This window comes from Flavobacterium sp. GNP001 (assembly GCF_054343775.1).
Genome location: NZ_JBTGUX010000001.1, coordinates 341,629 through 357,024 on the forward strand (window position 1 = coordinate 341,629; position 15,396 = coordinate 357,024).

Consider the following 15,396-nt stretch of genomic DNA (forward strand, 5'->3'; position numbering starts at 1 on the left):
CAATAAGCAAAATAAGGGCGTATGGGGGATGCCTAGGCTCTCAGAGGCGATGAAAGGCGTGATAAGCTGCGAAAAGCTACGGGGATGGGCACACACCAATTGATCCGTAGATACCTGAATGGGGCAACCCACTATCTTGAAGAGATAGTACACCGATAGGTGGGCAAACCCGCTGAACTGAAACATCTAAGTAGGCGGAGGAGAAGAAAACAAAAGTGATTCCGTAAGTAGTGGCGAGCGAACGCGGATTAGCCCAAACCAATGTTGTTACGGCAATGTTGGGGTTGTAGGACCACGATATTTTATGTACAAGGAACCGGAATTGACTGGAAAGTCGAACCATAGAGGGTGATAGTCCCGTATGGGTAACGAGTATAATAAATAGTGGTATCCTGAGTAGGGCGGGGCACGTGAAACCCTGTCTGAATTTGGCGGGACCATCCGCTAAGGCTAAATACTCCTGAGAGACCGATAGTGAACCAGTACCGTGAGGGAAAGGTGAAAAGAACCGTGAATAACGGAGTGAAATAGATCCTGAAACCATACGCTTACAAGCGGTCGGAGCCCTTTAGTGGGGTGACGGCGTGCCTTTTGCATAATGAGCCTACGAGTTAACGTTGCTGGCAAGGATAAGTGGTTAAGCCACGGATCCGTAGCGAAAGCGAGTCTGAATAGGGCGCTTTAGTCAGTAGTGTTAGACGCGAAACCGTGTGATCTACCCATGGGCAGGATGAAGCGCTGGTAACACAGTGTGGAGGTCCGAACCGGTTGACGTTGAAAAGTCTTCGGATGACCTGTGGGTAGGGGTGAAAGGCCAATCAAACTCGGAAATAGCTCGTACTCCCCGAAATGCATTTAGGTGCAGCGCACGGCATAAAGTTATATAGAGGTAGAGCTACTGATTGGATGCGGGGGCTTCACCGCCTACCAATTCCTGACAAACTCCGAATGCTATATAATGTTTCCGTGCAGTGAGGGCTTGGGTGCTAAGGTCCAAGTCCGAGAGGGAAAGAACCCAGACCATCAGCTAAGGTCCCCAAATATACGCTAAGTTGAAAGAACGAGGTTTGTCTGCCCAGACAGCTAGGATGTTGGCTTGGAAGCAGCCATTCATTTAAAGAGTGCGTAACAGCTCACTAGTCGAGCGGACGAGCATGGATAATAATCGGGCATAAGCGTATTACCGAAGCTATGGATTTACAATTTATTGTAAGTGGTAGGGGAGCATTCTAACAGGGTAGAAGGTGTATCGTAAGGTATGCTGGACTGGTTAGAAAAGAAAATGTAGGCATAAGTAACGATAATGCGGGCGAGAAACCCGCACACCGAAAGACTAAGGTTTCCACAGCTATGCTAATCAGCTGTGGGTTAGTCGGGACCTAAGGCGAACCCGAAAGGGACAGTCGATGGACAACGGGTTAATATTCCCGTACTAGTTATTACTGTGATGGGGTGACGGAGTGATGAAAGCGCCGCGAACTGACGGAATAGTTCGTTGAAGTACCTACCTATAAGACCCGCAGGCAAATCCACGGGTTTTGGGGAAATACGATAGTACTCGGATACTTCGGTAGAAGAGATAGTGCGCCTAAGGGCTTCCAAGAAAAACCTCTAAACTTCAGGTAATAAGTACCCGTACCGCAAACCGACACAGGTAGTCGAGGAGAGAATCCTAAGGTGCTCGAGAGATTCATGGCTAAGGAATTAGGCAAAATAGACCCGTAACTTCGGGAGAAGGGTCGCCAGCAGCAATGCTGGCCGCAGTGAAGAGGTCCAGGCGACTGTTTATCAAAAACACAGGGCTCTGCAAAATCGTAAGATGAAGTATAGGGCCTGACACCTGCCCGGTGCTGGAAGGTTAAGTGGAGATGTTATCTTCGGAGAAGCATTGAAATGAAGCCCCAGTAAACGGCGGCCGTAACTATAACGGTCCTAAGGTAGCGAAATTCCTTGTCGGGTAAGTTCCGACCTGCACGAATGGTGTAACGATCTGGACACTGTCTCAGCCATGAGCTCGGTGAAATTGTAGTAGCGGTGAAGATGCCGCTTACCCGCAGTGGGACGAAAAGACCCTGTGCACCTTTACTATAGCTTAGTATTGACCTTGGATAAATGATGTGTAGGATAGGTTGGAGACTGTGAAGTGGCGTCGCTAGGCGTTGTGGAGTCATTGTTGAAATACAACCCTTTGTTTATCTGAGGCCTAACTCCGCATTGCGGAGGACATTGCTTGGTGGGTAGTTTGACTGGGGTGGTCGCCTCCAAAAGAGTAACGGAGGCTTCTAAAGGTTCCCTCAGTACGCTTGGTAACCGTGCGTAGAGTGCAATGGCATAAGGGAGCTTGACTGAGAGACATACAGGTCGATCAGGTACGAAAGTAGAGCATAGTGATCCGGTGGTTCCGCATGGAAGGGCCATCGCTCAAAGGATAAAAGGTACGCCGGGGATAACAGGCTGATCTCCCCCAAGAGCTCATATCGACGGGGGGGTTTGGCACCTCGATGTCGGCTCGTCACATCCTGGGGCTGGAGAAGGTCCCAAGGGTTGGGCTGTTCGCCCATTAAAGTGGCACGCGAGCTGGGTTCAGAACGTCGTGAGACAGTTCGGTCTCTATCTACTGTGGGCGCAAGAAATTTGAGTGGATCTGATTCTAGTACGAGAGGACCGAATTGGACAAACCTCTAGTGTATCTGTTGTCACGCCAGTGGCACCGCAGAGTAGCTACGTTTGGAAGGGATAAGCGCTGAAAGCATATAAGCGCGAAACCCACCACAAGATGAGATTTCTTTTAAGGGTCGTGGGAGATGACCACGTTGATAGGCTATAGATGTAAAGGCAGTAATGTCATAGTCGAGTAGTACTAATAACCCGTAAGCTTATGTACACCCTTTTCCTCCCGAGTAATCGGGAGGGAGAAACTTTCTAATACTTCAATGTATACTTTTTTATATTCTTTATCTCAGTATGTTAAGATATTTGTCCGCCGCGGCGGATGTTTAAAGTTTGAAGTTTAATGTTGCAGGTTGAAAAACTTGAAACTATAAAAACTTGAAACTCCTTAAACAATAATCTTAAGGTGATTATTGCGGCGGGGCTCACCTCTTCCCATCCCGAACAGAGTAGTTAAGCCCGCCAGCGCAGATGGTACTGCAGTTATGTGGGAGAGTATGTTGTTGCCTTTCTTTGAAAGCCCATTCTAATCGGATGGGCTTTTTTTTATCATTTACTTTTTACAAGTAAGGTACCTTAGCTCAGATGGTAGAGCAATGGACTGAAAATCCATGTGTCCCTGGTTCGATCCCTGGAGGTACCACAACCAAAGCTCGCTCGGATGGTGAAATTGGTAGACACGCTGGACTTAAAATCCAGTGAACAGCAATGTTCGTGCCTCAACTCCGAAAATTCGGAGCCGCTCTGAGTACTAAATCAACATGAAAAACTCCCTATGAAGTAGGGAGTTTTTTGTTTTTATAGGGTGCTGGTGGTTGGTTTAGATTGAATCTGGAAAATATATTATCAGTTGGAGGTTGCTTTGTTTTAATTTTTTTTAGAAATATAGCTTTTCTCTGTAGTCAATGCTTTATTAAATATTTGCTTATTAATTGGTAATAATACTTTACTTTTGTTTTTAATTTTGATGTTTTTTCAAAATCTAAAAATGTTCAAATATGAAGTGTAAATTACTCTATAATTCTTTAACATCAATTGTCCTTGTTTTATTTGTTATCTGGAATAGCTTTTCGTTTGATAAGTATGATAAATCGCGGAGAAGATATTCTGATCTAGAAATCCAGAAAGATTTTGATACTGTTAAAAAAAATAAACGCTATAAAAAAGGATTGAGATTAGGCGCCGTTTTATCAGTTCCTATTGTTAGCGCTGGTAGTTCTTGTGGCGATGGTGTCAATTTTGTTCAAGTAAATTTGTCAGCTTTTGCTGTTAATACAGCTGAGACAGTGGAGTGGTTTACCACCCAAAATTCTTCAACGCCAGTTTTTACTGGCAATAATTTCAGTCCCAGTATTCGTTCCACTAGGACTTACTATGTTCGTAGTAGGTTAGGTAGTGATTTTAGTACTCGCGTTCCTGTAGTAGCCTCTGTATTTATCGTCCCTCCGTCTGTTACGCTGTCTTCTTTTCCCGTTGTTGATCCAATGAAGCCATTGTGTATTGGTGAGACGGTTATGTTCACTGCAAATGGTGGAGCTGATTTATTTGAATTCTCTGTCGATGGAAATATTGTTCAGCAAATGTCCTCAAGCAGAACTTTCATAACCAACACACTTACGGATGGTCAAGTTGTTATGGTGCGTTCCAGATTTTCATCTGTTATTGATGGAGTGTCGAACGAGAGAGCTTTTGGAACTGGACCATTGGAAGATAATGGTTTAAGCGCTCCATTATCATCATCAGCAGTTAATGCTTATGTTAATGCTGTTAAAGTTGCTTCTGAGGAGGATAACATTATATTTGCTGTACCTAGTAAGATTACAAATAATAATAGTTTACTTCTTTTTTTAGATACAAAACCAGGTGGTTTTAATATGACTAATTTTGCAGATGTTTTAGATGGTAGTGGCGCCGTTAAAGCTTTTAATTTCTTAAATGATAATGGTAATACTTTCGATTCCTATTTTCAAGCAGATTATTGTTTGGTACTATTTGCCGATTCATCATCTGGCACTTATAGTGCAAACTTAGTAGAATTAAAAAGTGATATTTCATTACTAACTTTTATTGGTAATGCGTCTTCTGGAAACCCTTCATCTGCTTTTGCTGTAAATCCAAATAGTTCGGGCATTTCTGATATTTCAAATGGATTTGAAGTTGTATTAAAGAAAGCTGCACTTGGTTATACAACTGGAGATCTTAAATTTTTCGCTTTTACGGTAGTAACGGATGGTAATGATTTGCAATCAATTACAAACTCTTTTTTAAGTCCTGAGCAATCTAGTGCGTTAGATTATGGGGGTAACGCTGTAGATTTTAATCAACGAGATCCTAATCCTGTTGTTGTGGCATCTGCTGCTCTAACTCCTTGTTACTCTGATGCATCTATTGAGATGAACTTTGTAACGAAACCTATTGCTTTTAATGTTGTTCAGCCAACATGTGCAATCCCAAATGGAAAGATTACTTTCGCTACTCAAGAAGACGTAGAATATAGTTTAGATGGTATAAATTTTCAGAACTCACCTATTTTCGATAATCTTTCAGCGGCTACTTATACATTATACACAAGAAGTACAACAAATAGTAGTTGTATTACATCGGCGGATAGTCAAGTAACAATCAATAATGCGCCAACACCACCAGCGTTACCAACTGTAGCGAGTGTTGTACAACCAACATGTGCGGTTCCAACAGGAAGTATTACAGTGAATGCACAAAATGGAGTGGAGTATAGTTTGAATGGAACCAATTACCAAGCATCAAATGTGTTTTCAGGATTAGCTCCAAATACATATACACTTTACGTTAGAAGTACAACAGATAACACTTGTATTACTTCATCGACACAAACGGTAACAATCAATAATGCACCAACACCACCAGCGGTACCAACTGCAGTGAGTGTTGTACAACCAACATGTGCGGTTCCAACAGGAAGTATTACAGTGAGTACACAAAATGGAGTGGAGTACAGTTTGAATGGAACCAATTACCAAGCATCAAATGTGTTTTCAGGATTAGCTCCAAATACATATACGCTTTACGTTAGAAGTACAACGGATAACACCTGTATTACTTCATCGACACAAACGGTAACAATCAATAATGCGCCAACACCACCAGCGGTGCCAACTGTAGCGACTGTTGTACAACCAACATGTGCGGTTCCAACAGGAAGTATTACAGTGAGTACACAGAATGGAGTGGAGTACAGTTTGAATGGAACCAATTACCAAGCATCAAATGTGTTTTCAGGATTAGCTCCAAATACATATACACTTTACGTTAGAAGTACAACGGATAATACTTGTATTACTTCATCGACACAAACGGTAACAATCAATAATGCACCAACACCACCAGCGGTACCAACTGCAGCGATTGTTGTACAACCAACATGTGCTGTTCCATCAGGAAGTATTACAGTGAGTACACAAAATGGAGTGGAGTACAGTTTGAATGGAACGAATTACCAAGCATCAAATGTGTTTTCAGGATTAGCTCCAAATACATATACGCTTTACGTTAGAAGTACAACGGATAACACTTGTATTACTTCATCGACACAAACGGTAACAATCAATAATGCGCCAACACCACCAGCGGTACCAACTGCAGTGAGTGTTGTACAACCAACATGTGCGGTTCCAACAGGAAGTATTACAGTGAGTACACAAAATGGAGTGGAGTATAGTTTGAATGGAACCAATTACCAAGCATCAAATGTGTTTTCAGGATTAGCTCCAAATACATATACGCTTTACGTTAGAAGTACAACGGATAATACTTGTATTACTTCATCGACACAAACGGTAACAATCAATAATGCGCCAACACCACCAGCGGTACCAACTGCAGCGAGTGTTGTACAACCAACATGTGCGGTTCCAACAGGAAGTATTACAGTGAGTACACAGAATGGAGTGGAGTACAGTTTGAATGGAACCAATTACCAAGCATCAAATGTGTTTTCAGGATTAGCTCCAAATACATATACACTTTACGTTAGAAGTACAACGGATAACACTTGTATTACTTCATCGACACAAACGGTAACGATCAATAATGCACCAACACCACCAGCGGTACCAACTGCAGTGAGTGTTGTACAACCAACATGTGCGGTTCCAACAGGAAGTATTACAGTGAGTACACAAAATGGAGTGGAGTATAGTTTGAATGGAACCAATTACCAAGCATCAAATGTGTTTTCAGGATTAGCTCCAAATACATATACACTTTACGTTAGAAGTACAACAGATAACACTTGTATTACTTCATCGACACAAACGGTAACAATCAATAATGCGCCAACACCACCAGCGGTGCCAACTGCAGCGAGTGTTGTGCAACCAACATGTGCGGTTCCATCAGGTAGTATTACAGTGAGTACACAAAATGGAGTGGAGTACAGTTTGAATGGAACCAATTACCAAGCATCAAATGTGTTTTCAGGATTAGCTCCAAATACATATACGCTTTACGTTAGAAGTACAACGGATAACACCTGTATTACTTCATCGACACAAACGGTAACAATCAATAATGCACCAACACCACCAGCGGTACCAACTGCAGTGAGTGTTGTACAACCAACATGTGCGGTTCCAACAGGAAGTATTACAGTGAATGCACAAAATGGAGTGGAGTATAGTTTGAATGGAACCAATTACCAAGCATCAAATGTGTTTTCAGGATTAGCTCCAAATACATATACACTTTACGTTAGAAGTACAACGGATAACACTTGTATTACTTCATCGACACAAACGGTAACAATCAATAATGCACCAACACCACCAGCGGTACCAACTGCAGTGAGTGTTGTACAACCAACATGTGCGGTTCCAACAGGAAGTATTACAGTGAGTACACAAAATGGAGTGGAGTACAGTTTGAATGGAACCAATTACCAAGCATCAAATGTGTTTTCAGGATTAGCTCCAAATACATATACGCTTTACGTTAGAAGTACAACGGATAATACTTGTATTACTTCATCGACACAAACGGTAACAATCAATAATGCGCCAACACCACCAGCGGTACCAACTGCAGCGAGTGTTGTACAACCAACATGTGCGGTTCCAACAGGAAGTATTACAGTGAGTACACAGAATGGAGTGGAGTACAGTTTGAATGGAACCAATTACCAAGCATCAAATGTGTTTTCAGGATTAGCTCCAAATACATATACACTTTACGTTAGAAGTACAACGGATAACACTTGTATTACTTCATCGACACAAACGGTAACGATCAATAATGCACCAACACCACCAGCGGTACCAACTGCAGTGAGTGTTGTACAACCAACATGTGCGGTTCCAACAGGAAGTATTACAGTGAGTACACAAAATGGAGTGGAGTACAGTTTAAATGGAACCAATTACCAAGCATCAAATGTGTTTTCAGGATTAGCTCCAAATACATATACGCTTTACATTAGAAGTACAACGGATAATACTTGTATTACTTCATCGACACAAACGGTAACAATCAATAATGCGCCAACACCACCAGCGGTACCAACTGCAGCGAGTGTTGTACAACCAACATGTGCGGTTCCAACAGGAAGTATTACAGTGAGTACACAAAATGCAGTGGAGTACAGTTTAAATGGAACCAATTACCAAGCATCAAATGTGTTTTCAGGATTAGCTCCAAATACATATACGCTTTACGTTAGAAGTACAACGGATAACACCTGTATTACTTCATCGACACAAACGGTAACAATTGATGCTTTACCACAGCTTCCAACTAATCCTACTGCAACTACAATTGTGCAACCTACTTGTGCAGTTCCTACTGGAAGCATAACTATTAGTGCACAACAAAATGTGCAATACAGCATCGGTAATGGATATCAAAATAGTCCAGTTTTTGCTAATCTAGTACCAGGAAATTATACAATTACAGTTCGTTTTACTAACAGTCCTGCTTGTATTGCGACCGGCGGAATAATTACTATCAATGCAATTCCACAGCAAATTCAATTCGAGACTGAATCCAATTGTGTAAATAATGAATTTGTGCTAACGGCTATTCCGCGTAGTTCAAGTTATGACCCTGCCCAAGTTACTTATCAATGGAAAGATCCAAATGGTATAGTAGTAGGTACATCTAGTAGCCTTAATCTATCTCAAGTAGCGTCTAATTCAAATTCAATTGTATTTCCAGCGGTCTTTTCGCTTTCAATTCGTTCTGCTGCGACTGGTTGCGAGACTACACAAACATTTACAGTAACATCTATTTTCTGCAACATTCAAAAGGGGATTTCTCCTGATGGAAATGGTTCTAATGATTCTTTTGATTTAACTTTTATGAAGGTTAAAAAATTAGAAGTCTTTAATAGATACGGTATCAAGGTGTACAGTCAATCTAATTATACAAATCAATGGACAGGGCAATCCAATTCTGGCGAAGCTTTGCCAAGTGCTACCTATTACTATGTAATTGAATTTGAATCTGGAACCCCAAAAACGGGTTGGATTTATTTAATTCGAGAAAAATAAAAGTAGTACTAAAGCAATAGTCTCAAGAAGTATTAATTGACTTTGATAAAAAACAAAAACGATATGAACAAAATACTATTAATTTCTTTGTTAGTTTGCTTTTCTCTTTGTGAGGTAAGTGCGCAACAAGATCCACACTATACGCAATACATGTACAATATGAATGTCATTAATCCAGCTTATGCGGGATCAAAAGAAAATTTATCTTTTGGACTGTTGTACCGTAAGCAATGGGTTAATATCGAAGGTGCACCATCTTCCTTTTCATTTTCGGGTCATACTCCCGTTGGAAAAAATGTGGGTATGGGTATTTCTTTTCTTTCGGATAAAATAGGTCCTGTTTCAGAACAAAACGTTTACGGAGATTTTTCATATACGCTACAATTGAATGAAACAGATAAACTTGCTTTTGGTATAAAGGCGGGAGCTTCTTTTCATAATGTAGGATTACGAGATTTACAATCTAGTTTGCCAGATCCTTCCGAGGGGATTTTTGGACAAGACATTAGTGATGCTTCCTTGAATGTTGGAGCCGGACTTTTTTATTACTCAGATAAATATTATGCAGCATTATCAATACCAAACATGTTAAAAGCTGCTCATCTTGATTTTAATGGAAGGGCATATGGCTCAGATGTTTCGCATTATTTTTTAACAGCCGGTTATGTAATGGATATAAATTATGATTTAAAATTCAAACCGTCATTCATGTTGAAATCTGCTGTAAATGTAACGCCTTCGCTAGATCTATCGGCTAATTTTTTATACCAAGAAAAATTTGAGGTTGGAGCAACATACCGATTACAAGATAGTTTTGGAGGAATGATAAATGTTGCTGTGAGTCCATCATTGCGAATTGGATATGCATATGATCATATTGTTTCTGATTTGAGAGTAAGTACGCCGTCATCACATGAGTTTATTTTGTTGTATGATCTTTTCGAATCTAAAAAAGTATCTCGTTCGCCGAGGTTTTTCTAACGTTTAATTCAACTATTTGATGAAAAAATATATACTATTAGTTCTTGTAGCAATAATTAGTTTTTCAAGCCTTGCACAAAATAAACAAACTAAAAGTGCGGATGATTTAGCGAGTGGCTATGACTATTACGGAGCTATCGAGGCATACTTAACTTTAGTAGGGCAGGGCAACAATGATTTGTACATTAAAAAGCAATTGGCTGATTGTTACTACTACATTGACAACTTTAAAGAAGCCGAAAAATGGTATGCTCAAAGTATAACATCGCAAAAAGATGCCGAAGTATTTTTTAGATACGCACAGGTTTTAAAAGCCAACTTAAAGTATAAAGAAGCAAATATTCAATTACAGCGTTTTGCTCAACTAAGTCCAAATGATAGTCGTGCTCAAAAGTTTGGTGCTAATCCTAATTATTTGGATCAGTTGGAAAGAATTGATGCTGCGTATGAAATTAATAAATTGAATATTAATTCTGCTCGCTCGGATTGGGGCGCAACCTTATACGGCGATGTATTGTATTTTGTTAGTGCGCGCAACGAAAGCAAGAAAGTCTACAGCTGGAATAATGAACCATTTTTAGATATTTATCAAGCAAAAAGATTGTCTAATGGAAACTTCGAAGTGCCAGAGGAAGTTACGGGATTAAATTCGCAATTTCATGAAGGGTCAGTTTCACTTACGAAGTCTGGATCAATTGCGTATTTTACGAGCGAAAGTTTTAAAAATGATTTATTTGAAAAAGATAAAAAAAGAAGATTAAAATTTGGCCAAGTTAGTCTTTACAGTGCAAAAAAAGAAAATGATAAATGGTCAGCAGTAACTCCTTTACCTTGGAATAATAAAAGTTACTCAAGCGGAAACCCTTCTGTAAATAAAGAGGGAACTGTTTTATATTTTGCCTCAGACATGCCTGGAAGTATTGGTGGTACAGATATTTGGAAAGTACAAATGAATACAGATGGTAGTTATGGTCAACCAGAAAATTTAGGTGCAAGTGTTAATACCGCAGCAGATGAAAATTTCCCTTTTATAGCTGATAATGGTGTATTGTACTTTGCATCAAATGGTTTGTTGGGGTATGGCGGTTTTGATGTGTTTTCTGTTGATTTAGTAGAAGTTGGAGCTACTCCAAAAAATTTAGGGAAACCTGTCAATTCTGAGAAAGACGATTTTTCTTTTACATTCAATACTGAAAAAAACATTGCTTTTCTTTCTAGTAACCGAACTGGGCAGGATGATATTTATGTACTGAATCCAATTTGCAAATCCAATTTGATGGTAGCTGTTAAAAATGCCAAAGATGGTGCTGCTCTTGCGTCTACCAGAGTTGAAATAGTTATGGATGGTCAGGAACAAATAGTAAATCAGGTGTCAGATGATAAGGGAATATTATCTTACGACATGACTTGTGGAAAATCATATAAGGTGCAAATTTTAAAAGATGGTTTTGTAACACAAAGTAAAACGGTAAATGCAGTGGCTGGTTCCAATTTAGTTGGAGTTGCTTTGGAGCCAATTGAAGTAATTGTAACTGAGACGGAGATTATCTTGAATCCTATTTATTTCTATTCAAACCGAAGTGAAATCACTGAAAGGGGAGCTGCTGAGTTGGATAAATTAGTTTATGTAATGTCTCAAAATCAAAAATTACAAATTGATGTTGTGGCTCATACTGATTACCGTGGAACTGATTCGTATAATTTGACTTTATCTGAAAAAAGAGCAAAAGCTACAGTAGCTTATATAATTGAAAAGGGTATTGCTGCTGAACGTATTTCTGGTAAAGGAATGGGAGAAGGTGCCCCAAAAATTGATTGTAAAGAAAATTGTACCGAGTTAGAAATGGCTTTAAATAGACGATCTGAGTTTTTGATTAGAAAATAATTAGAAGTCTAAGTATTAAAAAAAAAACAGCATATCTTTTGTAGGTATGCTGTTTTTTTATTTATCCGTGTACTGTTTCGTTCTTGCCGTAATTTGTAATTATCGAGGTTTCATAAGCAATCCATTCTTTCCATCTCTTATCCACATCAACATTATCGGCATATTGTCTAGCAAAGCCTAAAAAGGTTGTGTAATGTCCGGCCTCACTGATCATCAAGTCTCGGTAAAATTTAGCCAATTCAGGATCTTTTATGTTTTCAGATAAAACTTTAAATCGTTCGCAACTGCGCGCCTCAATCATTGCCGAGAAAAGTAAACGCTCGCATAAGGCATCGTTTCGACTTCCATCTTTTTTCATAAACTTAAAAAGTTCATTCACGTAACTGTCTTTTCGTTCGCGACCAAAAGTAAGTCCACGTTTTTTGATTAATTGATGCACCATTTCAAAATGCTCCAATTCTTCCTTAGCAATAATAGTAAGTTCAGTAACTAATTCCTCTTTTTCAGAATTTTGTGTGATCAAACTAATAGCATTTGATGCTGCTTTCTGCTCGCACCAAGCGTGATCGGTAAGTATTTCTTCGATGTTTGATTCTACAATAGTAACCCATCTCGGATCTGTAGCTAACTTAAGTCCCAACATAATCGTTTTCTTTTGCTGCAAAATTACTCTTTATTTCAATGATTTTGTTTGATAACAAAGCTTTATCGATAAAATTACTATTATTTTGTATCCTAAAGATGGAGAAAATATGAGCGTACAACCAATAGTACTAATTATAGGTTTTGTTTGGCCGGAGCCAAAGTCATCCGCAGCAGGTGGACGAATGATGCAATTAATTCGGTTGTATCAATCGCAAGGGTATGCTGTAACTTTTGCTAGTCCCGCGCAAGATTCTGAATTCATGGTTAATTTAAGTGAGTATGGAGTTGCTAAAAAGAATATAGTCCTGAATTGTGGGAGTTTTGATGTTTTTATTGTTGATTTAAATCCGACTATCGTTCTTTTTGATCGGTTTATGATGGAAGAACAATTTGGGTGGCGCGTGGCTGAAAATTGTCCATCAGCATTACGTGTATTGGACACCGAAGATTTACACTGTTTGCGTTTGGCAAGACAAAGCGCCTTTAAAGAAAAGCGTGATTTTAAGATTGCTGATTTGCTTGTCGAGGAAGTAGCTAAAAGAGAAATTGCTTGTATACTTCGGTGTGATATCACTTTGATGATTGCTACTTTTGAAATGGAATTGCTGCAAACAGTTTTTAAAATCGATGCGGCTTTGTTGTTTTATTTGCCTTTGTTGGTGCAAAAACAAGAAATGTTTGTAGCAGAGCAAGTTCCATCTTTTGAGGACCGAGCAAATTTTGTTTTTATTGGAAATTTTCTGCATGAACCCAATTGGAATGCAGTTCAATACTTAAAAGAAATAATTTGGCCTTTAATTAGGAAGCATTTACCTGATGCGCAATTGCATGTCTATGGTGCTTATCCGTCGCAAAAAGTAGTGCAGTTGCATCATGAAAAGTCAGGTTTTTTAATTCTAGGTCGTGCTGCTGAAGCTAAAGATGTGGTACAAAAAGCGCGAGTGGTTTTAGCGCCCTTGCGTTTTGGCGCAGGAATAAAAGGAAAGTTGTTAGAGAGTATGCAATGGGGTACACCTAATGTGACAACGAGTATTGGCGCAGAGTCGATGCATGGGAATATGCCTTGGAATGGTGCTGTAGTTGATGACCCTTTACTTTTTGCGAAAGATGCTGTGCGTTTGTATCAGGATAAAAGTTATTGGTTGAATTCGCAGGAAAACGGTTTTAGGTTAGTTGAAAGTTTATATGATGAAGTTATTTTTGCTGAGAAATTTGCAAATCAAATGACTACGGTGATTGAGAACTTAGATGCGCATCGTTTGGCTAATTTTATGGGTGCTTTGCTACAGCATCATACTTTAAAGAGTACGAAGTATATGTCGAAATGGATTGAAGCAAAAAATAGCTAAGTTGGTAAGTTTTGCATGAGGGGTAGGAGCGGCATCCTTTTTAAGGCTCGCTTTTTTTGCGAGGCTTAAAAAGATACAGCGGATGACCCGACCTTACTGTAACGAAAGAGAAAGTAAGGTCATGCCATAAAAAAACTCGCCTTAAAATACATTAAGGCGAGTTTTATATTTTGAAAATTTGATTTACAATGACATCAAACCACGTGAAATCACAATACGTTGAATCTCTGAAGTTCCTTCGTAAATTTGAGTGATTTTTGAGTCACGCATCATACGTTCTACATGATACTCGGCCACGTAACCGTTTCCTCCGTGAATTTGTACAGCTTCATTGGCAACTTCTAAAGCGATTTCTGAGGCGTATAATTTGGCCATAGCTCCAGAGTGTGCAATATCTTTTCCAGCGTCTTTTTCGCAAGCTGCTTTCATTACTAGTAATTTGGCTGCAGTTACTTTTACATACATATCGGCCAATTTGAAAGCGATAGCTTGGTGGTTAAAGATTTCTTTACCAAATGCTTTGCGTTCGTGTGCGTATTTTAAAGCGGTTTCGTAAGCACCAGTTGCAATTCCTAATGCTTGCGAGGCAATACCAATACGACCACCGTTTAGAACGTTCATGGCAAAGGCAAAACCAAAACCATCGGCACCAATTCTGTTTTCTTTTGGAACTTTTACGTCAGTAAACATTAGAGAATGCGTATCGCTACCTCTAATTCCCATTTTCTTTTCTTTAGGTCCAATGTCAAAACCAGCCCATCCTTTTTCAACGATGAACGCATTGATTCCTTTATGTCCTTTTTCGATATCAGTTTGAGCAATAACAATGTATGTTGATGCAGTACTTCCGTTGGTGATCCAGTTTTTTGTTCCGTTTAAAAGGTAGTAATCGCCTTTGTCAATTGCAGTAGTTTTTTGTGATGTTGCATCAGATCCTGCTTCTGGCTCCGAAAGACAAAATGCTCCAATTACTTCTCCTTTTGCAAGTGGCACAAGGTATTTCATTTTTTGTTCTTCGTTGCAATATTTCTCTAAACCGGCGCAAACTAATGAGTTGTTAACAGACATGATTACCGCTGCCGAGGCATCAATTTTTGCAATTTCGGTCATAGCCAAAACATATGAAATGCTGTCAAGACCTGATCCACCGTATTTAGGATCGACCATCATTCCCATGAAGCCTAAGTCGGCCATCATTTTTACTTGTTCAGTAGGGAATTTTGAGTGTTCATCACGTTCAATAACACCTGGCAATAATTCTGCTACAGCAAAATCTTTAGCCGCTTGTTGAATCATTAAATGCTCTTCGGTTAGATTAAAATCCATATTTTTATTGTAAATTAAA

6 protein-coding genes, 1 tRNA gene and 2 rRNA genes are annotated in these 15,396 nt (G+C 39.5%); 7 read left to right on the forward strand and 2 right to left on the reverse strand.

Translation table 11 applies throughout. The annotated features are described in order from the left end of the window. From ACXX8U_RS01340 to ACXX8U_RS01365, 6 genes are all read left to right on the forward strand, one after another. Positions 1-2,884, forward strand: a 23S ribosomal RNA gene (locus tag ACXX8U_RS01340). 188 nt (positions 2,885-3,072) lie between these two features. Then, positions 3,073-3,182: ribosomal RNA gene (rrf, locus tag ACXX8U_RS01345) — 5S ribosomal RNA — on the forward strand. Positions 3,183-3,240: 58 nt separating this feature from the next. Then, a tRNA-Phe gene (locus ACXX8U_RS01350) sits at positions 3,241-3,313 on the forward strand. Between the two features lie 355 nt (positions 3,314-3,668). Beyond that, positions 3,669-9,191, forward strand: a complete 5,523-nt coding sequence (locus ACXX8U_RS01355) for a T9SS type B sorting domain-containing protein (RefSeq protein ID WP_458564282.1) — start codon at positions 3,669-3,671, stop codon at positions 9,189-9,191. A gap of 63 nt (positions 9,192-9,254) precedes the next feature. Continuing rightward, a complete protein-coding gene (locus ACXX8U_RS01360) occupies positions 9,255-10,172 on the forward strand; it encodes a PorP/SprF family type IX secretion system membrane protein (protein ID WP_458564283.1) in 918 nt (305 codons plus the stop codon). Positions 10,173-10,191: 19 nt separating this feature from the next. After that, entirely contained in the window at positions 10,192-12,057 is a 1,866-nt protein-coding gene (locus ACXX8U_RS01365) for an OmpA family protein (protein ID WP_458564284.1), read from the forward strand. A gap of 61 nt (positions 12,058-12,118) precedes the next feature. Here ACXX8U_RS01365 and ACXX8U_RS01370 read toward each other — a convergent pair whose 3' ends face one another. Continuing rightward, positions 12,119-12,700 carry a MiaE family protein gene (locus ACXX8U_RS01370; protein WP_166137921.1) on the reverse strand — a complete coding sequence of 194 codons (582 nt, stop codon included), beginning with the start codon at positions 12,698-12,700 and terminating at the stop codon, positions 12,119-12,121. 109 nt (positions 12,701-12,809) lie between these two features. Between ACXX8U_RS01370 and ACXX8U_RS01375 the strand changes: the two genes are divergently transcribed. Beyond that, on the forward strand, positions 12,810-14,051 hold the full coding sequence (locus tag ACXX8U_RS01375) for a glycosyltransferase (protein WP_458564285.1): 1,242 nt from the start codon (positions 12,810-12,812) through the stop codon (positions 14,049-14,051). A 183-nt stretch (positions 14,052-14,234) separates the two neighbouring features. Here ACXX8U_RS01375 and ACXX8U_RS01380 read toward each other — a convergent pair whose 3' ends face one another. After that, positions 14,235-15,377 carry an acyl-CoA dehydrogenase family protein gene (locus ACXX8U_RS01380; RefSeq protein ID WP_210791020.1) on the reverse strand — a complete coding sequence of 381 codons (1,143 nt, stop codon included), beginning with the start codon at positions 15,375-15,377 and terminating at the stop codon, positions 14,235-14,237. Positions 15,378-15,396: the final 19 nt, after the last annotated feature.